Source organism: Candidatus Ruminimicrobiellum ovillum (assembly GCF_002392975.1).
GTDB classification, from domain to species: domain Bacteria; phylum Elusimicrobiota; class Endomicrobiia; order Endomicrobiales; family Endomicrobiaceae; genus Ruminimicrobiellum; species Ruminimicrobiellum ovillum.
Window position 1 is genome coordinate 1 of the sequence record NZ_DGIC01000007.1, and the last position, 22,282, is coordinate 22,282.

Sequence of the window (22,282 nt, forward strand, 5' to 3'; positions counted from 1 at the left end):
CTCTTACTTCCATTTCTACCAAGTCCAACAATTCTTTATCTTCTACTGCATCGCATTTGTTCAAAAATACTACTATGTTCGGAACGTTTACTTGTCTTGCCAACAAGATATGTTCTCTGGTTTGTGGCATCGGTCCGTCCAATGCACTTACTACCAAGATTGCTCCATCCATCTGGGCTGCTCCGGTGATCATGTTCTTAACATAATCAGCATGTCCCGGACAATCGATATGTGCATAGTGTCTGTTCTTTGTTGAATATTCTACGTGGCTTACTGCTATTGTAACAATCTTTGTATCGTCTCTTCTTCCTTGTGATTCCGATGCTTTTGCTACTGTATCGTAAGGTATATATTCTGCTAAGCCTTGATCGCCCAATACCTTTGTTATTGCTGCTGTTAAGGTTGTTTTACCGTGGTCAACGTGTCCTATTGTTCCTACGTTTACATGTGGCTTTGATCTGTCAAATTTTTCTTTTGCCATTTTATTCTTCCTCCCAATTTTATTGGTACTAATTTAATATAAAAATAAGCCGAGGATGGGAATTGAACCCACGACCACCTCCTTACCAAGGAGGTGCTCTACCACTGAGCCACCTCGGCAAACTCAGATAGAAATAAAAAGAGCGGGAGACGGGAATCGAACCCGCATGGCCAGCTTGGAAGGCTGGAGCACTACCACTGTGCTACTCCCGCACAGTAAATGGGGGCGGATGGATTTGAACCACCGAAGGACAAAGTCCGGCAGATTTACAGTCTGCTGCACTAGACCGCTATGCGACACCCCCAAAACTTTTTAAACACTAAAAAAAGAACAACTCTCAAAATAGAGAGTTTATAAGATTTTATATAAAAACTAAATAAAAGTCAACTGCTTTTTTATTTTTTATATTTTATACTATCTTATAACAACTACTTTACCATCATGTTTATGGCCGTTATCTTCTTCTATAATCCAAATATATACACCGCTTTCAACATATTCATAATTGTTGTTTTTGCCATCCCAATGAACTATATGCAAATTTCTTTGAAAATCCTCGGGCTGCGGCCACCAATCGTCCCCCGCACCTTCAGGCTTTTTGGGAGTAAGTTCATGACTCGTCTCGGGTAAAGGAATTTTACTTTCATCTTCTATTGTCCACCTTTTGGATCTTATAAGATGACCGGTAATATCATAAATTCTCAAAGTTCCGCCATGCCTCATAATTTGATCGTCCGGAATACCTTCCGCAACACCTTCGAATTTTATCCAACCGTCAGCGGTATATGAACCATGTTTTTTTTCATCACCCATAGATGTACTTAAAGATTTCCCCGATTCCGGAATCCAAGGGTTGGGATAAACTTTTAATTTAGCTTTAGCATATATCGGAACACAAAACAACATTAACACGAAAAATAAAACTGTTTTTTTTATCATCTTACTCTTTCCAAAGCTCTTTGTGCTTCAATCTTATTCGGTCTGTAATACAATGATTTTCTGAAATATTCTCTTGCTTTTTCCATTTCGTTTTTACTGTATGCCGTCATACCTTTTTCATAAAAACTTTGTGCAACTTGGTCGGCAACTCTATCCAACTCAAATTTAGCTGAAGTGTTACCGGGATTATATTCCAATGATTTTTTATACAAACTTGCCGCTCCTTCAAAATCGTTTTTCCTGAATGCGGCAAAACCTTGTTTATAAAATCTTTCCGACAAGTTCGCACTGATTTTAGATATATAGTTTCTGGCATTTTTATAATATTCTTCAAACTCATACTTTTCCGCAATAGTTTTAGCTTTTTCGAAACTCTTAACGGCATTTTCAAGTTTGCCTTTCTGATAATATTTCAAACCTGCATTATAGGCTTCGTACAATTGTCCCCTAACCTTGTTCTGTTCTTCTTCCAATGCAGAAAGTCTTTCGGCTTCTGCAATTTCCTGAATATTTTTTTGAGCCTTTTCAATTAACTCTTGAACATCAAGTCTGTGCGGAGCGGCAACAATAACAGCTTCAAAATATTTTATTGCCTCGTCATATTCACCGTCTTTATAATATTTCATACCTTGATTATAAATTTCACTTGCTTTATCCGATGCAACTTTTGCGAGCTGATTATCGAGATTTACTATTTTTTCGTTGGCTAAAGCATTTTCGGAATCTATATCAAGCAAATATTTTAAAGAGTCTCTGGCTCTTACCAAATCACCTTTTTTATAAAATTTTTCATATCTTGACCACAAATATTCTATTCTTTCGCTGTTTTCGGCTCTTTCCTGTTCAACTTTAACGTTATGTGTTGCAACCTCACCTTTTTCTATACCGTATTTTGCCGTCTTATTTGTAGGATCAAGATCCAATGCCTTCCTGTAATATTTGTCTGCCGTGACAACATCGTTTTTCTTTAGCGCTTTGTCGGCTTTTTTCATATATCTGCTGATTTTATCCAAATTGTAATCATCTATTTTTGCAAGTTCGTCTATTGTTTTTCTTAAATATTCCTGAGACGGAGCATGATCCGGATAAACAGCCAAAATATCGTCAAACTGTTCTCTTGCTTTTACAAAATCTTTGGCAAAAAAACTTGCTTCCGCTTCTCTGAAATGATTATCCAAATAATATTCATATGCTCTTTTTTGATCGGAAAAATTACCGAAAGCCGCACTTAAACTAAACTGATGCGTTGCATTTAAATCCGATGTAGGAATAAAAGCATAATCAAAATTTACACCTTTAAATTGTAATCCGACACCGAATCTCGTGTTGTTAAAAATAGAATCTCCGCCAAGTTTTAAACCAAACCTAAAAGCAAGAAAATATACCGGATTAAACGAAAGACCGATACTTGTAAAATTTTCATAATCTTTCATATTGTTGAAATCAAGTGCGATTTTCGCATTATAAAAATCTTCATATGTAAAACCCAAACCTAAAGTAAACATTTGCGGTAAATTAAAATTTTCCTTAACATACTTTTGATTTGTTCCGAAATTTTTAAAAGCGAAACCGAAACTCAAATGTTCAACCATAGGCACGGCAAAAAGTCCTCCGAAATCAAAAGCTACCGCTTCGGAGATGTAGTCGGCTAACGAACTTCTTATAAATTTTAAACTCGCACCGAATCCCCCGTAATCTATAAAAGTAGGAAGAAACCTTTTTAACGGAAACGAATAAGTTAACACCGCCGATATATCGTAAGTAGGACCTAAATCGTTTATAACATTACCTACATTATCCAAATAATCTCCGGTTTGATAATCAACATACATTACTCCCGCGCAGAACACACCTATGGAACTTAAAAATGCAATACTTCCGTAATCGTATTGGATATTTCCCGTGATATTTGATACGGCAAGTGTAGCAACGGTTCTGTAAACTCCTACGGTTGAAGCGGGGTTTATGTTCGCACCGGTTGCATATGAAGACATTAATGCAACACCGGAATCCCCCATAGCGGAAGTTACAGGATCGGGATTTAATAAAAATACTTTACCGGTAGCAAAAACATTTTGAAACGGTAAAACAATAAAACTTAAAACAAGTATTACGGCTGTTAATTTTTTTATATACATCTTATTAAAATATCCTTAGTTCTGTTTTAAATGTATTTTATATATTATACAAAATTTTATTTTTTCTTTACATTGGGGACAAACTTGAAGCCTCTTCCGAAAATGGTGTTGATTTTATCTCCCCAACTTCCGAGAGCTTGTCTTAAATTTTTGATGTGAGTATCTATGGTTCGGGTTGTAACCCCTATATTGTAGTCAAAAACATTTTCCAAGATATAGTCCCTGTTTAAAACGACATTCGGTTTCAACAAAAACATATGTAACAAATCAAATTCTTTAGGTCTCAATTTAATTTCTTTTCCTTTTATTGTTACCGTTCTTGCTTCAAGATTCATAACCAAATCATCAACTTCAATGCTGACATTTTTATCATCTATTCTCGAAACTCTTCTCAACAAAGCCCTTATTCTTGCAACAAGTTCTCTGTTACTGAAAGGTTTTGTTATATAGTCATCGGCACCGACACCAAGACCTATAACCTTATCGGTCTCGGTAGATTCGACGGTTAACATAATTACGGGAATATTTTTTGTTTCTACATTTTCTCTTAACAATCTGCATAACTCTATACCGCCTATCTGCGGCATTTTAACATCAAGAATAACCAAATCGGGTTTTGATTTTAATATTCTTTTATATCCTTCATCCGTATCGGCACACTTTATAACTTTAAAATTTTCGGATTCCAATAAATCGCCGACCAACTCTCTGATACTTTCTTCATCATCAACGATGACAATTTTATTTTCTATCATTAAAATCCTCTTTAGAATTAAACTTTATCTGCTATATTTTCTTCTTTCAAAAACATACGAGCTCTTATTGTTTTTCTTTGCCAACTTTTTAAGTTCCGAAGCTCTCTTTGAAATTTCGGCAAAATGTACCAAATGAGCAACATCCGTGGTAATTATTCCTATGGAAATAGTCATTATAGGAAACTTTTGAACATTATTGTTTCTGTCCGTAGAAACAATAAATCCGTTTTTCAAATCTTCTTCATTGTAAAATTTAAGTATCTCTTTATCAAAATCTTTAATAATATTTTCCGCTAAAATAATACTGTTATTGGTTTCGGTAATAATAACAAAATCATCTCCGCCGATATGACCTATAAAATCCGATATCGCTCCGTATTTTTTTACGGTTTTCTGTAATAACTCCGCCGTAAATTTAATAATTTCATCTCCGTTATAAAAACCGTATTTATCGTTAAAACTTTTAAAATTATCCAAATCGACATACAACAAAGAAAAATGAGTCTTGGCCGCAACTCTTTTTTCCACATTTTCCTGTATCGACAAATTGCCCGGCAGCGATGTTAACGGATTTACATCCATACTTTTCTTTTTTCTGTCTAAAATATTTTTTACTTTTGTAAGAAGTATAGGAGTTTTAAACGGTTTTGTTATATAATCGTCCGCACCTAAATTTAATCCTTTTATCTGTTCGGATTCTCCCGATAATGCAGTAAACATCATAACCGGCAAATTTATAAATTTGGGATTTTTTCTTATTTGTGCCAATGTTTCAAAACCGTCCATAACCGGCATGGAACCATCCAATATAACAAAATCCGGCAAATGTTTTTCTATCATTTCCAAGCCTTCTTTACCGTCTTCCGCAGTTATAACATTATATCCGGCTATGGTAAAAATGTCTTTCAACATTTCTCTCAATAACAACTCGTCATCCACTACCAAAATTGTAAATGCCATTTTAAAATTCCTTATTTAGGTAAAACAAATTTAAATGTTGTTCCTTTACCCAAATCACTTTCGGCCCAAACATAACCTTTATGTAATTTTATCATTTCAAAAACAATTGTTAACCCAAGCCCTGTTCCCTTCGGTCTTTTAAATTCTCCGGACTGAACTTGATAAAACTTTTGAAAAACCAAATCCACCTGCTGTTTCGGAATACCGACACCGTCATCCTGAACCCAAATTTCTATAAAATCGTTACCGTAACCGCCGGAATTCGGAAAAGCTTTTACTCCGACACTTCCGTCTTCCTTTGTAAATTTCATTGCATTACTTACAAGATTTGTTATCACTTGCTTTATTTTTTCCACATCAATATTTACTTTAGGAATTGTGCCGTTTATTTCAGCATAAATTTTCTTTTTCTGTTGTGTTGCCAACGGTTGATACAAAGAAACTATTTCTTCTATCAATGGCCCTACATCCGCACTGACCATTTTAACTTCAAGTTTATTTGCTTTCATTTTTGCCAAATCAAGAATATTGTTTATAAAATTAGTTAATCGAACCGTTGCCTGTTTTATTATTTTTAATCCTTTCAATTCTTGTTCTTTAGAATAATTTTTATCTACGCAATCTATTAACAAATCACAATATCCGTCTATTGCGGAAAGAGGAGATCTCAATTCATGAGAAACGCTGGAAACAAAACTATCTTTCATTGAATCAAGTTCCTTAATCTGTTTGGCCATATTATTAAAAGTATCAGAAAGTTTCCCTATTTCGTCCTTTCTGTTAACTTTGATTTCCACATCAAGATTTCCTTTGGTTATTTGTTCTGCGGCATTTGTAAGCATTTTTATAGGTTTGGTAAAAGTATAACTAAGGAAATAAGACAATAAAATACCCAAAATAATAGTTATTATAACTATTGTTTTTATTTTGGATAACATCATGGAAATTGCATCGTCTATTTGTTTTTTCATAATATCTTGAGAAAAACCGACGACGAAAGTTCCTACATTTTCTCCGTTAAAGAAAAACGGTGTGGCAAATTCGCAAATTTGTTCGCCCGCTAACGACGAGTATGTTTCAATATAATCTTTATTTGCTTTTTTAATTCTTGTTTTAAGTACGGAATCTATATTTCTGTCTTCATCTCTTGAAGAAAACATAACAACATTATTGGAATTTATGTATCCTGCATAAACTACGGAAGGTTTATATGTCGATACCAACAACTTAACCGCGTTATCGACTTGATTATCATCTTTTACTTTTATTGCTTCATTGCACATAGAAACAAAACTTTGAAAAGCTTTTGTTCTGTTTTCTGAAATCTGTTGTGTTAAAAATTTTTTTTGTGTAGTAAAAATGTTATATGATACGGCAACAATAACTATTAATAAGAGAAATGATACATATAGGGTAAACTTGGCTCTGAGGTTCATTAAATACCCTTCTTGTAGTAAAATTGAAAGCTAGTTTACCATAACATAAGAAATTATGATAAACTAGCTTTTATAAAAATTATTCTTCTGATTGTTCTAAATTAATAACTGCACCCTTTCCGAATTTTCCAACAACAAAATTATAGATGAATGCAACAACTACTACACCAACTGACATTATAGCTGTGTAAAGAACTATAAATATACACCATGAAAGAAGTCTCGGACCAAAACCTAAATTTGCTGCCAAGTCTGTCGGAAAAATGAAGAATGTAAATATTCCGATTAATGCTCCGAGAATAGCAAATACTATCGGAAAATTCTTCATCAAAGATACAACACCAACACTTTTAACTTCATAATTTGCCATAACTGAAATTCCCCCTTATTTTTTTTACATCAAAAACTTATTCATTTATGAAATAATTATAACAGACATTTTTCTTATTGTCAACAATTTTTGTTGATTTTTAAATTATTTGTTATAAAATTTTTTCATATCTTCCAAAGTCAAAGGAGCATAATCACTTGCATGTCCTGCCGTTCCGAAAGCTTTCATTTTGCTTGCGATTAAGCCTTGTAATGCTGTTCTTGCAGGGCCTAAATAATCTCTCGGATCAAATTTTTCAGGAGATTCCGTAAATACTTTTCTTATTGTTGCTGTCATTGCAAGTCTTCCATCGGTATCAACGTTGATTTTTTGAACACCCAATTTAATTGCTTTCTGTAAGTGTTCCATTGGTACACCTTCTGCACCCGGCATTTTTCCGCCGTATTTATTTACTGCATCTATTAATTCTTTAGGAACGGATGATGCTCCGTGAAGAACTATAGGAATGTCAATAAGTTTTCTAACTTCTTGTAAAACATCAAACGCCAAAACTTTAGCACCTTTAAATTTGTATGCACCGTGAGATGTTCCGATAGCGATTGCCAAAGCATCTACTCCGGTATCTTTTACGAATTGTAATGCTTCTTGAGGATCTGTAATGTGTGCAGAACCCGAACCTACTCCGTCTTCGATTCCGCCTAATCTTCCGATTTCAGCTTCTACGGTAACACCATATTTGTGTGCATATTCAACAACAGATCTTGTCACATTAACATTATATTCATAATCCGAAGGTGTTTTACCGTCTTCTTTTAATGAACCGTCTATCATAACTGAAGAAAAGCCTAAATCAATAGCTTTTTTTGCACTGTCTAATGAATTTCCGTGATCCAAATGCATTGCAACAGGAATTGTAGGATTTTCTATAACTGCTGCTTTCATCAAATATCCTAAATATGTAAAATTGGAATATTTTAATGCTCCTCTGCTTGCCTGAATAATTACAGGAGATTGTGTTTCTTGTGCTGCAGCCATAATAGCTTGAATTTGTTCCATGTTGTTTACGTTGTAAGCTCCAACACCGTAACCTTTTTTCTTTGCTTCTTCCAAAATTTGCTTCATTGGTACTAATGCCATTTTTACTTCCTCCTCGATTTTGTATTATTTTTTTTACTTTTTGCTTTTTTATTTTTTATTGTTTCTTCTTCAAAAACGCCCATTTTTCTAAACTTATCGTATCTGTCATCGGCAAGTTCCTGTTTGGACATTTTTGATAAACTTGTAAGAGATTTATTTATAAATCTTTTTATATTCATTGCGGTTTCCACCGCATCAACATGAGCTCCGCCTACGGGCTCTTTTATTATTTCATCGATAACACCGTTTTTAAAAAGATCTTTTGCGGTAATTTTCAATGCTTCCGTTGCCTCTTTTGATTTTGAAGCATCTCTGAAAAGTATTGCCGCACAACCTTCCGGTGAAATAACGGAATAATATGCATTTTCAAGCATTGCAACTTTATTTGCAACTCCTATACCTATTGCTCCCCCGGAACCGCCTTCACCGATAATTATGCTTACTACGGGAACTTCCAAATAAGACATTTCCCTTAAATTTCTTGCTATGGCTTCGGCTTGTCCCCTTTCTTCCGCAGCTATTCCAGGATATGCTCCGGCAGTATCTATAAAGGTTATAATAGGTCTGTTAAACTTTTCCGCCATTTTCATAAGTCTTAAAGCTTTTCTATATCCTTCAGGATGAGCCATACCGAAATTTCTGTCTATATTTTCCTGGATTGTTCTGCCTTTTTGATGACCTATCACAACAACCGGTTTGTTATCTATTGTTGCAAGCCCGCAAACCAATGCCGGATCGTCCCCGAAAGCTCTGTCTCCGTGCAATTCAACAAAGTTTTCGCATATGATTTTTACATAATCAAGGGTATAAGGTCTGCTGGGATGTCTGGCAAGCATAACCTTTTGCCAAGATGTAAGCGAACCGTATATTTCTTTTTTAAGTTTTTCTTTTTTTTCTTCAAGCTCCGCAATTTCACTTGAAAAATCTATTTTGCTGTGTTCCGCGGAAACCTTTAAACTTAAAATCTTTTTTTCAAGTTCAACTACGGGTTTTTCAAAATCCAATAAAAACTCACTCATTAAAATTCCTCTTAAAATCTGCTTTGATAACTGATTTTTAAAATTCTTTCACAACCGAATCTGTCTTGATCGGGAGTTGTACAATTTCTAAGTATAAAATCTATATCAAAATCTTCCGTTATCCATACTCTGAAACCGACATTTAATCTTCCGTCTTTACCGCCGCCGATATTGTCAAATTCAAGCATTGCCATAAACGAATCTTCTATTATTTCATAAGAAGCATTAATAAATCCCAAAATGCCGGGATTTTTAAAATCGTTCATATTGATACCGGCATTAATATTTAATGTAGGAAAAAACAATTCTTTTCCTGCTACCAAATATATACCTTTACCTTTTTGAATAAAATCTCCGTCATCTTTATCATAAAAAAAACCTTGCCCGTCATAACCTGCCGCAAAACCCGGTATTTTTTCATCTCCGGAATAAATATTACATTTTACTTGTAAAGCGGGAACCGCAACAACAACATCGTAACAGCCAATAAGGCTGCCAAGTTCCCAAGAAACACCCAAGTTTAAAATCTGAAAAACTCCGAAATTTAATTTTGCAAGAACCCCTCCGCCGGAAAATACTCTAAACAACACATCGTAACACCCGTAATCCAATATGGAATATGTAGGTGTATCTACAAGGTAAGTAATCGTGGATGCCTGTGCTCCTTTCGGAAATAAACAAATACTTGTAATAAACAAACAAACAATTATAAATTTTTTAAACAAAATAAAACCCTCTTTATTAAAATATAGTATGTTTTATATTATCACTTTTTAGAAGTTATTGTCAAACCAAACGGCGAAAAAACGGAAGATTGGAAGATTAGAAGATTGGAGGATTGGATGAATAGAGGTATGGATATAAAAAACAGCAAATGCGAAAAATTGCAAGATCGGAAATTCAATTGTACATTGTACATTGTAAATTATAAATTGCGGTTCTGCGGCTATTGAATAAAAAAATCTTTTCTGTTATTATTTATTGATATGAAAATTTTGAAATTCGGTTTTATTATTTTTATAATTTTCTTGTTTTCTTTTGCCGATTTATATGCAAAAGATTATAAGGAATATATAAAGGTGGGAATACTGTCTAACCAAAAAGAGTTTACTGTTGCCAGCGATAAAAAATACTATTTTGTTTCAAACGATAAAAAGTATTATTTATCGGCAGGTAAAATCAATGTAAAAATAAAAGATAAAGAAGTTATAATTTTAAACAAAAGCTACAAATTGCCGATAAAATTTGTTTCTTCAAAATGTTTTTTGGTTAACAACAAAATTTACAGAGGAAATATAATAGTAAATTCTTCTTCCAAAGGAAACAATATCATAAACGAGCTTAAAATGGAAGATTATTTGAAAGGCATTTTACCTAAAGAAGCAAGTGCCTCTTGGAATTCGGAAGCATTAAAAGCACAAGCCGTTATAAGCAGAACTTATGCCTTAAAAAATATAGGAAGACATTCAAAAGAAGGTTTTGATATATGTTCTCAAGTTCATTGCCAAGTTTACGGCGGAGCATCCTGCGAAACTAAAAACTGTAACCAAGCCGTTTATGATACAAAGCAAGAAGTTGTTTTGTATAAAGATGAGCCGGCACAAACTTTTTTTCATTCTTCTTGTGCCGGACATACCGAAGACCCGAAATTTGTTTGGCAATGGAAAACGGAAACACCCGAATATTTAAAAGGTATAAAGGACAATTATTGCAAAGATAATCCTCACCAAACATGGACAACAACCCTGCCGGAAACGACGATAAGAGAAAAGCTTATAAAAGCCGGACATAAAATAGGAAAAATAAAGAAAATATCCGCTTCCGGAACAACAACGGCAAAAGCGGCAAAAGAAATTGTAATAAAACATTACAAAGGAACATTAAAATTAAATTCTTATACTTTCAGATGTGCGGTTTCCGCAGATAAAATAAAAAGTACTTTAATAACAAGTATTAAACAAAAAAATAAAAATTTTATATTCGAAGGTAAAGGTTGGGGACACAAAGTCGGGTTGTGTCAGTGGGGTGCAAAAGCTATGGGAGACAAGGGTTTTACATATAAACAAATATTGGAATTTTATTATCCGAAAACAAAAGTAGGGAAAATTAAATATGCAACAAAATAAAGATTTACTGTTAGAAAACTATAATTATGATATACCCCAGGAACTTATAGCTCAAGTTCCCGCAGAAAAAAGAAGTTCTTCAAAACTTATAATTTTAAACAGAGAAAAACAAACGATAACACACAAAAATTTTTTTGATATTGTAAATATTCTCGGTGAAAACGACTGCCTTGTAATAAACACTACAAAAGTTGTACCGGCAAGACTCTACGGCAAAAAATCCACAGGCGGAAAAGTTGAACTTTTGTTCTTAAACCCAACGCAGGAAGGTCCGAGATATGCCGTATTATTGAAACCCAATATAAGAAAAGATCATAAAATTTATTTTGATGACGGTTATGAATGTTCTTTTACGGGCACGGATGAAAACGGTAACAAAATAGTGGAATTTAACAAAAAAGATGTTCAATCGTTACTTGAAAAACACGGATTTATGCCTCTTCCCCCATACATAAAAAGGAAAGACGGACTTGCAGAAAAATATTTTGATTTGGATAAAACACGTTATCAAACGATATATGCAAAAACGGCGGGAGCAATTGCCGCACCTACGGCGGGATTACATTTTACAAACGAAATAATGGACTCTTTAAAAAAGAAAGGTGTAACTATCGCAAATGTAATTTTACATGTCGGTTGGGGTACATTTAAACCGATACTTTCCGATAATATTCAACAACACCAAATGTTACCCGAGAAATATATCTTAGATGAAGAAAATGCGATAAAAATAAATGAATCATTAAAAAGCAAAAAAAGAATAATTGCCGTAGGAACAACATCCGTTAGAAGTTTGGAAACAATAGCCAACCTAACGGGTAAATATAATTCCGACAACGAACTTACAAGTATAGAAAGTTGTAACGGACAAACGGGAATATTTATATATCCGGGATATAAATTTAAAATAGTTAAAGCGATGTTTACAAACTTACATTTGCCATGCTCAACACCGTTAATGATGGCAAGTGCTTTTGCCGGCAGAGAATTTATATTGTCGGCCTACAAACAAGCTGTTGAACGAAAATATAGATTTTTTTCTTACGGAGATTCTATGTTTATCGAGTAGCTAAACGCTTTTTTTTCCGTTTATATTTTAAATATTGTTCACTATCTAAAACATATCTTAATTTTTTGTCGATATTCAAATTTACGGTTTCTTTATCTACAACCAAATTTTTTAATTCTCTTGCTATTTCTTCAACAACAAAAACATCATACATATCGTTGGCTAATTCTTCATCCAACATTTTTCTTCTGATTGAAATTTCTCTATCCAAAGCAAAAATTTTGCTTCTTCTTTCCAATTCAAGATAATCTACCTGTGCTTGTTGATATTTTGTAAAGGCTAAACTTTTCGAATAGTTATATAATTCTCTTCCGTCCACATCAAAAATACTTTTATATTTGCTGTTTATTAACTTATTTTCTCCGCCGGTTATATAATAAACAACACTCTTTGGTGTTTCTTCTTTTTTTTCGCTGTCGGAAACATTAACATCGGTATCTTTTACATTTTTCTTGTTTTTGTCTGTCGTTTTAACGTCGGACGCTCTCTTTTCCAATCCCAAATAGGCAACACTTCCGTTTTTTTCTTTTGTACTTTTCTTTATATTCGGGCTTTGTTGCGATGCGGCAACCAAATTACCTGCCAAGAAAACAACCGCAAACAAAATAAAGAGTATTCCGCTTTTTTTCATAAATTTTTAACCCGCTTATAATTTTTATTATAACGAATTGGACTTTATAAATATATCGCTAATTGTCATTATAGCTTTATAATATTTTTTTAACAACTCGTGTTCTTCGGTTTTATCAACCAAAGAAAGTTTTTTTGTTTTGTTATCAAAGGTAAACGATTGTATGGAATCGTCAACTAAATTATACTTTATCGCAACATTTTCTTTTAAAACAACTCCGTCGACATTTAATGCAATATTATCTTCGGTATCAAACAAATTGTTTCCGAACGAAGTATACGTTGCCGATGATAACGATAAATTATATAAAGTAGGCATTATATCCATTTGAGAACCGAAAACTTTTGTGTTCACTTTTTGAATATTCAATTCTTTTTTTATCTGTTGAGGTATATAAATATAAAAAGGAACGGCATATCTTACAAAAGTTTCTTCCGGAACATAATTCGAAAGTTCTCTTAAATTATGGTCGCCGGTAACGGCAATAATTGTATTATCCGCAAACTTGGATTTTTTTACATCGGTTATAAACTTTGCAAGTTGTCTGTTTGCATACTGATAAACTTTAAACAGATTTTTATTATTTAAATCTTTTGACGACATCATCTTTCCCACACTTGAAGGAACGGTTAAAGGCAACGGTTTATAATCATCGGATACTTTATACGGAGGATGAGTTTGTGTCGTTATAGCATAAATAAATTTCGGTTCCGTTACATCTTCATCAAACAAATGTTTTTCCACCAATTCAAAAAGTTTATCATCGTTTATTCCCCAAGAATGTCTGTCTTTGGCATCTACATGCACACTGCCTTCCCCTATAATATCGTCAAATCCCTGCACTTTAAAAAATCCTTCCAAATCTCTCCATGTCATACTGCCGCCATACAAAGCCGTTGAATGATATCCGGCTTTCTTATACGGTAACACCATTGAACTTGCAAACTTGCAAAAAGCATCTTGTGTCTGCGTAATTTGGTTTACATAAGGTCTTTGCGGTATTCCCAATGTTATAGATTCTATTGCATGAATAGTTATAAAACCGGCTGCCAAAAAGTTATAGAAAACGATATCTTTATCAAAATGATTTTTCAGTTCTCCCATAACATCGAATTCTTTACTGTTATTTAAAACAGGCATTTCACCGAACCCTTCCATAACTATAAGAACTACATTAGGCTTATTTGTTTCCAAACTTTTGTTTTCGTTTGTTATTTTATTAAAAATATTATTAATATCGGTTGCATTGCCGTATTTCGATAAAACAGACAAATCTTTTATTATTTCATCTTCGTTTTTATATTTAAACTTTTCTTTCAGGCTTGTTTCATTTTTTGCATTTTTAATTTTTAAATATATCGTGTCTGCCAAAGGGTGTATCGGATTTACGCAAAGTTTATTTATAAACTGGTTAGGTGAAATTTGTGAATAAAAAAGACCTAACGGGAACATTGAAAAAGAGCCTCTGGCAAGAATAAAATTTAGGCATAATATTATAAGAACAGTTATAAACTTTTTGGTTTTAGGCCAATACAATGTGTTAAATATTCTTTCGTTATATTTAAGTTCTTTGCAAGTCCATTTAGACAATTCAAATATAAAAATTGCCAAAACAACAAACACTATAACAAGGAAATAAAATCTGTAATCGGACAATATGGTTTTTATTAAAGCAAAAGTATCATCTTCGAAAAAGCCGAAAATCATTAAATTGTAGTGATCTTTAAAATAAGCATAAAAAGCCAAATCTACAAATATTGCCAAAAACATTAAAGTAAATATCGCAAAATAATAGTATTTAATGAAAGAAATTATTTTCTTAAAGAAAGGATAACTTTTTAACAACAAACATATTAAAAACAACAATGTTATTGGAGCATTTATATATGCAACTACAGATAAATCAAACCTGAAACCCATCCAAAAAGCTTTTAAAACATACAATTTTAAAGATGATATTGCGGAAAAGTCGGCAAAGTATACAAAGAAAAAAAGCCTATAAACAAAAAGAAAAAAAAGCACCACAATATTTATAGGTATAAGAAAAACAAAACTGTTTAATATAACATTAAAATTAAATCTTTCTTCCATATATCAGTAGATTATAGCATTTAAAAAATATTAGAACAATGATTTTATTGATTTGGAAATGAAATAAAAAAAATCGGGGAGGCGGGACTTGAACCCACGGTCTCCTGCTCCCAAAGCAGGCGCGTTAGCCAACTACGCTACTCCCCGAAACATTATAAACTTGTACAACTTGGCTAAAGATTATACTAAAATTTTATTTTTTTAGCAAACCGAAACGACAAAGAAAAGCCGGAGACTTGGATGTATGGAGGTATAGAGGTATGGAAGCGACAACTACCGGATCGCTTCGCCGAAATAAAAAATAAAAAGCACAGGGAGAAAACTCTTCCTGTGCTTTAATTGTTTTTTATTATAAATTATATCGCGAATTTGTAACCAACTTTCAATTTCAAGGTTTTGTATGTCGCATCAGCAGAAATACTTTCGCCTTTCATTTCAACTTCTCCATAATTGAAAGCATATAATAATTCAACTATAAAGTTTTCTTTTATTGTTGTTCCTAAACCGATAGCCCAATATAATCCGTTCTTAACATCAAAACCTTTACTCATATCATCACTTAAATTTATTATTCCGTAACCTAATTGAACTAAAGGATAAACATTATTGAATATATCATTTTCTGTAGCAATATCATATTTCGCCTGAACAAAAATATTTGTGTTTCCGCACTTTGAGTCCATTTCTGATGGAACAAAACTCTCATCTATTTCGCTTGGAAAAACATATTCCAAACCGGCACCTACTGCTATTTCTTTTGCTACATAGTAGAAGAAATCTGCTTCCAAAGAAAATGTCCCTTTAAAATCAATAGTCCTAGACTGCCCCATTGCTTCAACCTTCAATTCAGGATTAATAAGATAAGCTATCTTTCCGTTAATTTCCATACTGCCTTTTTCTGCTGCAAATACAGGTGCTACCATTGCTACTGCCAACAACAAAGCCAACAATCCTTTTTTCATTTACTGTCTCCTTTTATAAATTTTACTGCAATTCCTTACTTAAACTTGTCGTTATTATAAAAAAAAGAATGAAATTTGTCAAAAAACAATGTAAGGACATAAAAAAACAGAATAGATTTTAGGCGAGATGAAGAAACGAAAAGAATTTTGGCCATAAAGATGTAGGGGCAGAAAAAAAAATTTTTAGAGTGACGAAATATTTTGAATTTAGGCAAGGCAACAGCACGGCAAAGTTTACATTGAAAAGTAAATGAGCCGTGCTGTAACACCGTATAAATTCAAAAGATAATGTACTTTATTAAATATTAAATTTATAACCTACATTAACAGATGTTATACTGTATTGTATATCCACCGAGTCACGACCCAATTTTAAAGTACCATTACATGATGAGAATACAAGTTCTACAAATACTGCATCTTTTATTGTTGTACCGAAACCTGCTCCCAAGTAAATACCGGAATCACAATCAATACCAGACATTTCTCCAGGCAAATCCGTTCTTCCGAAACTTAAACCTATTTGACCTATTAAATATAAGCTTGTAAAAATATCGGAATCTATTTTTGCTTCAGGTTTTACTGCCAAATAAATATTTGTCGTTCCGCCTTTTATTTCAGAGTCAACTTTTGCAGAGGTATCAAAAACGTAGTTTGCACCGAAACCTACAGACAAATTATCACTCATTCCATAGAAGAATTCCGCACCTAACATAAAAGGCATATCCACTTTAAAACCTTCAAAAACATCACTACTCGTAGTTTCTATACCGTAAACAGCTATATTACTATTTACACCTAAACCTAATTTTCCATTGATATACTTATCTCCTTTTGCTGCAAATGCAGGTACTACCATTGCTACTGCTAATATTAAAGCCAATAAACTTTTTTTCATTATTTTTTTCTCCTTATATTTTTTTATAGATCCCGTATCAAGTACGGGATGACACCGCTACCGCGGTTTAACAACTGAATTACAATGCGAATTTGTAACCTACATTAATTGTTGTTGCGGTATATTGAACATCCGCAGTTTCTCCATCTTGTGATGCAGAACCGTTAGATGATGAAAATATAAGTTCAACAATAACACAATCTTTTATTGTTGTACCAAGACCTGCACCTAAATATAATCCGCTGTCTATTGAAGGCATATTATCTTCGACACCATCAATATCACATCTGTTCATTGCCAAACCTATTTGACCTATTACATATATACTTGAAACAATATCAGAATCTATTTTTGCTTCAGGTTTTACTGCTACATAAATATTTGTTGTTCCTATTTTTGCTTTTACTCTATTTATATTTGTTTCACTGTTAAAAGTATAGTTTACACCAAAACCTGCTGACAAATTATCCATTAATCCGTAAAAAAATTCCGCACCTAAAGAAATAGGATTTTTTGCTTTAATACCCATAAGAAGATCGTCAGGCATTTCACCCGCACCAGACATTTTTAAACTGTTGCTTACACCCAACCCCAACTTTCCGTTGATAAACATGTCTCCTTTTGCTGCAAATGCAGGTGCTACCATTGCTACGGCCAACAACAAAACCAACAATCCTTTTTTCATTTACTGTCTCCTTTTATAAATTTTACTGCAACTTCTCACTTACAATTTGTCGTTATTATAAAAAAAAGAATGAAATTTGTCAAAAAACAATGTAAGGACATCAAAAACTATTATTTAGCATAATCATAAGAATGTAAGGATAGCAAAAAAAACTGAAAGTTTTGTCAGTGAGACAAAAAATTCCCTAATTATTATTTAGTATAAGCATAAGAATGTAAGGACATAAAAAAACAGAATAGATTTTAGGCGAAATGAAGAAACGCAAGAGTGAAGTGTATGTTTTATCATACTCAAACTCTTGCGTTTCAAAATTGTAGCCAAAATACTTCTGTTTTTTTGTACTAATGTAGCCTCATTTAATTATTAATACATCGGAGGCATTCCCCCACCCATCGGAGGCATTGCCGGTCCGTCTTTCTTTTCCGGGATATCCGTTACAAGTGCTTCCGTTGTAAGAACAAGTCCCGCAATTGAAGCTGCATTTTGCAATGCTGTTCTTGTAACTTTTGCAGGATCAACGATACCTGCTTTTATCATATCAACAAATTCGTCGTTATCTGCATTGTATCCGTAAGAAGCATCTTTTTTATTTTTAATCTTATCAACTATAACCGAAGCTTCAATACCTGCATTTTCGATTATTTGTCTGATAGGACCTTCCAAAGATTTCTTAACTATATTTATACCTGTTTGTTCGTCGCTGTCTGCACCTTTTATACCGTCAAGTACGGATTGTGCTTTAAGTAATGCAACTCCACCGCCTGCAACAATACCTTCTTCAACACCTGCTCTTGTTGCATTCATTGCATCTTCCACTTTAAATTTCTTGGCTTTCATTTCAGCTTCTGTTGCCGCACCAACATTGATAACTGCAACTCCGCCTACCAACTTTGCCAATCTTTCCTGCAATTTTTCTTTATCGTAATCCGATTTTGTTTCTTCGATTTGTTTTCTTATTTGAGCAATTCTTTGTTCGATTTCTTTCTTGTCGCCCAAACCTGAAACGATCGTTGTGTTTTCTTTATCTACAACAACTCTTTTTGCCTGACCTAACATTTCTATTGTTGCTGCATCAAGTTTTAAACCTGTTTCTTCGGAAATTACCGTTCCGCCAGTAAGAATTGCGATATCCTGCAACATTTCTTTTCTTCTGTCCCCGAATCCCGGAGCTTTAACAGCGATAACTTTTAATGTTCCTCTGATTTTGTTAACAACCAATGTCGCAAGTGCTTCGCCTTCGATATCTTCCGCTATAATGATAAATCCTTTACCTGTTTGAACAACTTTTTCAAGCAAAGGAAGAATTTCCTGCATGGAAGAAATCTTCTTATCCGTAATTATTATATAAGGATCTTCCAACACACCTTCCATTCTTTCTGCATCTGTTACAAAGTAAGGTGAGCAATATCCTCTGTCAAACTGCATACCTTCAACAACATCCAATGTTGTATCTGCGGATTTACCTTCTTCAACGGTAATAACTCCGTCTTTACCGACTTTATCCATTGCGTTTGCAATCAAATCACCGATTTCTTTATCACTTGCTGAAATTGATGCGATTTGAGCAATTTCTTCTTTGCTGGAAACTTTTTTTGCTATCTTTTTAATTTCTTCTATAACTGCTGCAACTGCTTTATCGATACCTTTCTTTATATGATTTGCATTTGCACCTGAAGTTATATTTCTTAAACCTTCACCTATCATTGTTTGTGCCAAAACTGTTGCGGTTGTTGTTCCGTCACCTGCTATATCGTTTGTTTTGGAAGCAACTTCTTTAACAAGTTGTGCACCCATATTTTCAAAAGGATCTTCAAGTTCAATTTCTTTTGCAATGGTTACACCGTCGTTTGTTACTGTAGGTGAACCGAACTTTTTATCTAATACTACATATCTTCCTTTAGGTCCTAATGTTACTTTTACTGCATTTGCAAGTTTATCTACACCTTCTTTCATAGCTTTTCTTGCATCATCCGTATACTTTAATTGTTTAGCCATTTTATATATCTCCTTTATTAGTTTATAAGTTTATTGGGTTATTAGGTTATCGGTTGTTTTTTAGTTGTTTTTTAGTTGTTTTTTAGTTGTTTTTTAGTTGTTTTGCCGTTAGTCGTTAAACTTATAACCCTATCACCTTATCACCCTATAACCTGTCGTTCTTACTCCAAAATACCTAAAACATCATCTTGTGACATTATCAAGTATGCAACGTTATCTATTTTAACTTCCGTTCCGGAATATTTGCCGTACAAAACTTTATCACCGACTTTTACATCCATAGGTATAACCTTACCGTCTTTACCCATTCTGCCGTTACCTGCTGCTATAACTGTTCCTTCCTGCGGTTTTTCTTTTGCGGTGTCGGGAATAATTATTCCGCCGATTTTCTTTTCTTTTGGTTCTTCGGCTTTAACCAAAATTCTGTCACCTAATGGTCTGATTTTCATCTTTTTCTCCTCCTAAACTATTTATATTTTTTGAGTCTCTTATTAAAATTTATTTTTAGCACTCTTACTAAACAATTGCTAATTATATAACAAGTTTTTATTTTTGTCAATACTTTATGCAAAAAAAATATTGACAAATAAAAAAATAAAAATGTAAAATACTTTCCAATCACACTATATAATGTTTAATAAAATACTGAATAATTCACGAAAGCAAGGATGCTTTCACAAAGCAGCACGGGATGAATTATTCATTTTTTTGTGTAAAAAATTTTTATATAAGGAGCCAAAAAAGATGAACGCTTACGTAGAAAAAGTGTTGAAAGAAGTAGAACAAAGAAATCAGGGCGAAGCTTTGTTCTTACAAGCAGTAAAAGAAGTTTTGGAATCAATCAGCCCGGTAATTGAAAGACACAAAGAATATCAAGATGCAAGTATTCTTGAAAGAATCGTTGAACCTGAAAGACAAATAATTTTCAGAGTTCCTTGGCAGGATGATAAAGGTGCTTTCCATGTAAACAGAGGTTTCAGAGTACAATTCAATTCCGCTCTCGGGCCTTACAAAGGCGGATTAAGACTTCATCCTTCAGTAAATTTAAGTACAATTAAATTTTTGGGATTCGAACAAATTTTCAAAAACTCATTAACAGGTTTAATGATGGGCGGCGGAAAAGGCGGTTCGGATTTCGATCCTAAAGGTAAATCAGATAACGAAGTTATGAGATTCTGCCAAAGTTTTATGACAGAACTTTGCAAATATATCGATGCAGATACAGATGTTCCTGCAGGAGATATCGGAACAGGTGCAAGAGAAATCGGTTATATGTTCGGTCAATATAAGAGAATAAGAAATGTGTTCCACGGAGTTTTAACAGGTAAAGGTCTTACCTACGGCGGATCCCTTGCAAGAACACAAGCAACAGGTTACGGAGTTGTTTATTTCTGTAACGAAATGTTAAAAGACAGAGGAACTTCTTTTGACGGAAAAACAGTTGTAGTTTCCGGTTCGGGAAATGTTGCAATATATGCAGTAGAAAAAGCTCAAAGTTTGGGAGCAAAAGTTGTTGCAATGTCCGATTCCAACGGATACATATATGATAAAGACGGTATCGATTTATCTATAGTAAAACAATTGAAAGAAGTTGAAAGAAAGAGAATAAAAGAATATGCAAACTTGAAGAAGGGCGCAGTTTATACGGAAGGTTGCAAAGGTATTTGGACAATAAAATGTGATATCGCATTACCATGCGCAACACAAAACGAACTTGACGGTGAAGCTGCAAAGACACTTTTGAAAAACGGTGTAATTGCAGTTGTAGAAGGTGCTAATATGCCTTCAACACCGGATGCAGTAGAAGCATTCATAAATGCAAAAATTGCTTATGCTCCGGGTAAAGCATCCAACGCAGGCGGAGTTGCAACATCAGGTCTTGAAATGGCACAAAATTCTCAAAGACTTTCTTGGACATTTGAAGAAGTTGATAACAAATTACATCAAATTATGATCAACATTCACAAAAATGCTAAAGAAGCTGCAGAAGAATACGGAACACCGGGCAACATGGTTAACGGTGCAAATATTGCAGGTTTCAAAAAAGTTGCAACAGCAATGTTGGCTCACGGACTTATCTAAAAGATTAGAACTTTGGAAGATTTGAAGAATTGAAGTAAAAATACGATATAAAAACGGGAAGAAATTTGTTCTTCCCGTTTTTATTTTATTTAAGTAAATAAAAAAAAGGAAGGAGATTTTTTCCCCTTCCTTTTTGTGTATTGTAATAAGTATTATCTCTTTGAGAATTGGAATCTCTTTCTTGCTTTCGGTCTTCCCGGTTTCTTTCTTTCTACCATTCTCGGATCTCTTGTTAAAAGACCTTCTTTTCTCAATGTATCTTTCATGGATTCGTCTATTGTTAAGATTGCTCTTGCCAATGCGTGGCTGACTGCTCCCGCTTGTCCCGAAACTCCGCCGCCGTTAACATTTACATAAATATCATATTTCTTTGAACCGGACCATACTTCGATAGGTTTCAAAGCAATTTTTGTGTTTCTTTGTAAACCTTTAAAATATTCTTCAACGGTTTTATCGTTTATAACGATTTTGCCTGTACCTTCAGACATTCTTACTCTTGCAACTGCATTTTTTCTTCTTCCTGCTTTTAAATAACCTGTATTCATAT

The 22,282-nt window shown here is 33.6% G+C and carries 21 protein-coding genes and 4 tRNA genes; 3 read left to right on the top strand and 22 right to left on the bottom strand.

What is annotated here, in order from left to right; translation table 11 throughout:
• The 13 genes from B2Y85_RS02290 to B2Y85_RS02350 all read right to left on the bottom strand — a co-directional run.
• A partial coding sequence (locus B2Y85_RS02290) for a GTP-binding protein (RefSeq protein WP_372518412.1) occupies positions 1-481 on the bottom strand: 481 nt, incomplete at its 3' end.
• Positions 482-528: 47 nt separating this feature from the next.
• Positions 529-600 (bottom strand) — tRNA-Thr (locus B2Y85_RS02295).
• Between the two features lie 22 nt (positions 601-622).
• A tRNA-Gly gene (locus B2Y85_RS02300) sits at positions 623-693 on the bottom strand.
• A gap of 8 nt (positions 694-701) precedes the next feature.
• Positions 702-785 (bottom strand) — tRNA-Tyr (locus B2Y85_RS02305).
• Between the two features lie 110 nt (positions 786-895).
• Positions 896-1,420 carry a hypothetical protein gene (locus tag B2Y85_RS02310; protein WP_372518864.1) on the bottom strand — a complete coding sequence of 175 codons (525 nt, stop codon included), beginning with the start codon at positions 1,418-1,420 and terminating at the stop codon, positions 896-898.
• Complete coding sequence (locus B2Y85_RS02315) at positions 1,417-3,558, bottom strand: tetratricopeptide repeat protein (protein ID WP_372518865.1); 2,142 nt, start codon at positions 3,556-3,558, stop codon at positions 1,417-1,419. The genes B2Y85_RS02310 and B2Y85_RS02315 overlap by 4 nt, the downstream gene beginning before the upstream one ends.
• 56 nt (positions 3,559-3,614) lie before the next feature.
• Positions 3,615-4,313 (bottom strand): response regulator, encoded by a 699-nt coding sequence (locus tag B2Y85_RS02320; RefSeq protein WP_372518866.1) that lies wholly within the window; start codon positions 4,311-4,313, stop codon positions 3,615-3,617.
• A gap of 24 nt (positions 4,314-4,337) precedes the next feature.
• Positions 4,338-5,273 carry a GGDEF domain-containing response regulator gene (locus B2Y85_RS02325; RefSeq protein WP_372518867.1) on the bottom strand — a complete coding sequence of 312 codons (936 nt, stop codon included), beginning with the start codon at positions 5,271-5,273 and terminating at the stop codon, positions 4,338-4,340.
• Positions 5,274-5,284: 11 nt separating this feature from the next.
• Positions 5,285-6,709: an ATP-binding protein gene (locus B2Y85_RS02330; RefSeq protein WP_372518868.1), complete on the bottom strand. Its 1,425-nt coding sequence runs from the start codon at positions 6,707-6,709 to the stop codon at positions 5,285-5,287.
• 79 nt (positions 6,710-6,788) lie between these two features.
• The gene (locus tag B2Y85_RS02335) at positions 6,789-7,079 is read right to left on the bottom strand and encodes a hypothetical protein (RefSeq protein ID WP_372518869.1); all 291 of its coding nucleotides are present in this window, start codon (positions 7,077-7,079) and stop codon (positions 6,789-6,791) included.
• Between the two features lie 105 nt (positions 7,080-7,184).
• Positions 7,185-8,177, bottom strand: coding sequence for a class II fructose-1,6-bisphosphate aldolase (fba, locus tag B2Y85_RS02340; protein ID WP_372518870.1), 993 nt, complete (start codon positions 8,175-8,177; stop codon positions 7,185-7,187).
• 2 nt (positions 8,178-8,179) lie between these two features.
• Positions 8,180-9,196, bottom strand: coding sequence for an acetyl-CoA carboxylase carboxyltransferase subunit alpha (locus tag B2Y85_RS02345; protein ID WP_372518871.1), 1,017 nt, complete (start codon positions 9,194-9,196; stop codon positions 8,180-8,182).
• A gap of 11 nt (positions 9,197-9,207) precedes the next feature.
• Positions 9,208-9,921, bottom strand: a complete 714-nt coding sequence (locus B2Y85_RS02350; protein WP_372518872.1) for a hypothetical protein — start codon at positions 9,919-9,921, stop codon at positions 9,208-9,210.
• Positions 9,922-10,182: 261 nt separating this feature from the next.
• Here B2Y85_RS02350 and B2Y85_RS02355 point away from each other — a divergent pair, with 261 nt between their 5' ends.
• Both B2Y85_RS02355 and queA read left to right on the top strand, forming a co-directional pair.
• Positions 10,183-11,322, top strand: a complete 1,140-nt coding sequence (locus B2Y85_RS02355; RefSeq protein ID WP_372518873.1) for a SpoIID/LytB domain-containing protein — start codon at positions 10,183-10,185, stop codon at positions 11,320-11,322.
• Entirely contained in the window at positions 11,309-12,391 is a 1,083-nt protein-coding gene (gene queA / locus B2Y85_RS02360) for a tRNA preQ1(34) S-adenosylmethionine ribosyltransferase-isomerase QueA (RefSeq protein WP_372518874.1), read from the top strand. Before B2Y85_RS02355 ends, queA begins: the two co-directional genes overlap by 14 nt.
• Here queA and B2Y85_RS02365 read toward each other — a convergent pair.
• The 8 genes from B2Y85_RS02365 to B2Y85_RS02400 all read right to left on the bottom strand — a co-directional run bounded on the left by B2Y85_RS02365 (position 12,381) and on the right by B2Y85_RS02400 (position 20,102).
• Positions 12,381-13,022: a hypothetical protein gene (locus B2Y85_RS02365; protein ID WP_372518875.1), complete on the bottom strand. Its 642-nt coding sequence runs from the start codon at positions 13,020-13,022 to the stop codon at positions 12,381-12,383. The genes queA and B2Y85_RS02365 overlap by 11 nt on opposite strands.
• A 27-nt stretch (positions 13,023-13,049) precedes the next feature.
• A complete protein-coding gene (locus B2Y85_RS02370; protein ID WP_372518876.1) occupies positions 13,050-15,113 on the bottom strand; it encodes an LTA synthase family protein in 2,064 nt (687 codons plus the stop codon).
• A gap of 73 nt (positions 15,114-15,186) precedes the next feature.
• Positions 15,187-15,260, bottom strand: a tRNA-Pro gene (locus tag B2Y85_RS02375).
• Between the two features lie 209 nt (positions 15,261-15,469).
• Positions 15,470-16,075: an outer membrane beta-barrel protein gene (locus B2Y85_RS02380; RefSeq protein ID WP_372518877.1), complete on the bottom strand. Its 606-nt coding sequence runs from the start codon at positions 16,073-16,075 to the stop codon at positions 15,470-15,472.
• A 298-nt stretch (positions 16,076-16,373) separates the two neighbouring features.
• A complete protein-coding gene (locus B2Y85_RS02385) occupies positions 16,374-16,973 on the bottom strand; it encodes an outer membrane beta-barrel protein (protein WP_372518878.1) in 600 nt (199 codons plus the stop codon).
• A gap of 79 nt (positions 16,974-17,052) precedes the next feature.
• On the bottom strand, positions 17,053-17,658 hold the full coding sequence (locus B2Y85_RS02390; protein WP_372518879.1) for an outer membrane beta-barrel protein: 606 nt from the start codon (positions 17,656-17,658) through the stop codon (positions 17,053-17,055).
• A 363-nt stretch (positions 17,659-18,021) separates the two neighbouring features.
• Entirely contained in the window at positions 18,022-19,653 is a 1,632-nt protein-coding gene (gene groL, locus B2Y85_RS02395; RefSeq protein WP_372518880.1) for a chaperonin GroEL, read from the bottom strand.
• Positions 19,654-19,814: 161 nt separating this feature from the next.
• A complete protein-coding gene (locus B2Y85_RS02400; RefSeq protein ID WP_372518881.1) occupies positions 19,815-20,102 on the bottom strand; it encodes a co-chaperone GroES in 288 nt (95 codons plus the stop codon).
• Between the two features lie 295 nt (positions 20,103-20,397).
• Here B2Y85_RS02400 and gdhA point away from each other — a divergent pair, with 295 nt between their 5' ends.
• Positions 20,398-21,735 carry an NADP-specific glutamate dehydrogenase gene (gene gdhA, locus B2Y85_RS02405; protein ID WP_372518882.1) on the top strand — a complete coding sequence of 446 codons (1,338 nt, stop codon included), beginning with the start codon at positions 20,398-20,400 and terminating at the stop codon, positions 21,733-21,735.
• 152 nt (positions 21,736-21,887) lie between these two features.
• On the opposite strand, the gene rpsI is transcribed toward gdhA, so the two are convergent.
• Positions 21,888-22,280, bottom strand: a complete 393-nt coding sequence (gene rpsI / locus B2Y85_RS02410; RefSeq protein WP_372518883.1) for a 30S ribosomal protein S9 — start codon at positions 22,278-22,280, stop codon at positions 21,888-21,890.
• Between the last annotated feature and the right edge of the window lie 2 nt (positions 22,281-22,282).

Bases quoted from the DNA above. Each gene is read 5' to 3' on its own strand.
- B2Y85_RS02310 (WP_372518864.1), bottom strand. From the start codon at position 1,420: ATGATAAAAAAAACAGTTTTATTTTTCGTGTTAATGTTGTTTTGTGTT.
- B2Y85_RS02315 (WP_372518865.1), bottom strand. From the start codon at position 3,558: ATGTATATAAAAAAATTAACAGCCGTAATACTTGTTTTAAGTTTTATT.
- B2Y85_RS02320 (WP_372518866.1), bottom strand. From the start codon at position 4,313: ATGATAGAAAATAAAATTGTCATCGTTGATGATGAAGAAAGTATCAGA.
- B2Y85_RS02325 (WP_372518867.1), bottom strand. From the start codon at position 5,273: ATGGCATTTACAATTTTGGTAGTGGATGACGAGTTGTTATTGAGAGAA.
- B2Y85_RS02330 (WP_372518868.1), bottom strand. From the start codon at position 6,709: ATGAACCTCAGAGCCAAGTTTACCCTATATGTATCATTTCTCTTATTA.
- B2Y85_RS02335 (WP_372518869.1), bottom strand. From the start codon at position 7,079: ATGGCAAATTATGAAGTTAAAAGTGTTGGTGTTGTATCTTTGATGAAG.
- fba (WP_372518870.1), bottom strand. From the start codon at position 8,177: ATGGCATTAGTACCAATGAAGCAAATTTTGGAAGAAGCAAAGAAAAAA.
- B2Y85_RS02345 (WP_372518871.1), bottom strand. From the start codon at position 9,196: ATGAGTGAGTTTTTATTGGATTTTGAAAAACCCGTAGTTGAACTTGAA.
- B2Y85_RS02355 (WP_372518873.1), top strand. From the start codon at position 10,183: ATGAAAATTTTGAAATTCGGTTTTATTATTTTTATAATTTTCTTGTTT.
- queA (WP_372518874.1), top strand. From the start codon at position 11,309: ATGCAACAAAATAAAGATTTACTGTTAGAAAACTATAATTATGATATA.
- B2Y85_RS02365 (WP_372518875.1), bottom strand. From the start codon at position 13,022: ATGAAAAAAAGCGGAATACTCTTTATTTTGTTTGCGGTTGTTTTCTTG.
- B2Y85_RS02370 (WP_372518876.1), bottom strand. From the start codon at position 15,113: ATGGAAGAAAGATTTAATTTTAATGTTATATTAAACAGTTTTGTTTTT.
- B2Y85_RS02380 (WP_372518877.1), bottom strand. From the start codon at position 16,075: ATGAAAAAAGGATTGTTGGCTTTGTTGTTGGCAGTAGCAATGGTAGCA.
- B2Y85_RS02385 (WP_372518878.1), bottom strand. From the start codon at position 16,973: ATGAAAAAAAGTTTATTGGCTTTAATATTAGCAGTAGCAATGGTAGTA.
- B2Y85_RS02390 (WP_372518879.1), bottom strand. From the start codon at position 17,658: ATGAAAAAAGGATTGTTGGTTTTGTTGTTGGCCGTAGCAATGGTAGCA.
- groL (WP_372518880.1), bottom strand. From the start codon at position 19,653: ATGGCTAAACAATTAAAGTATACGGATGATGCAAGAAAAGCTATGAAA.
- B2Y85_RS02400 (WP_372518881.1), bottom strand. From the start codon at position 20,102: ATGAAAATCAGACCATTAGGTGACAGAATTTTGGTTAAAGCCGAAGAA.
- gdhA (WP_372518882.1), top strand. From the start codon at position 20,398: ATGAACGCTTACGTAGAAAAAGTGTTGAAAGAAGTAGAACAAAGAAAT.
- rpsI (WP_372518883.1), bottom strand. From the start codon at position 22,280: ATGAATACAGGTTATTTAAAAGCAGGAAGAAGAAAAAATGCAGTTGCA.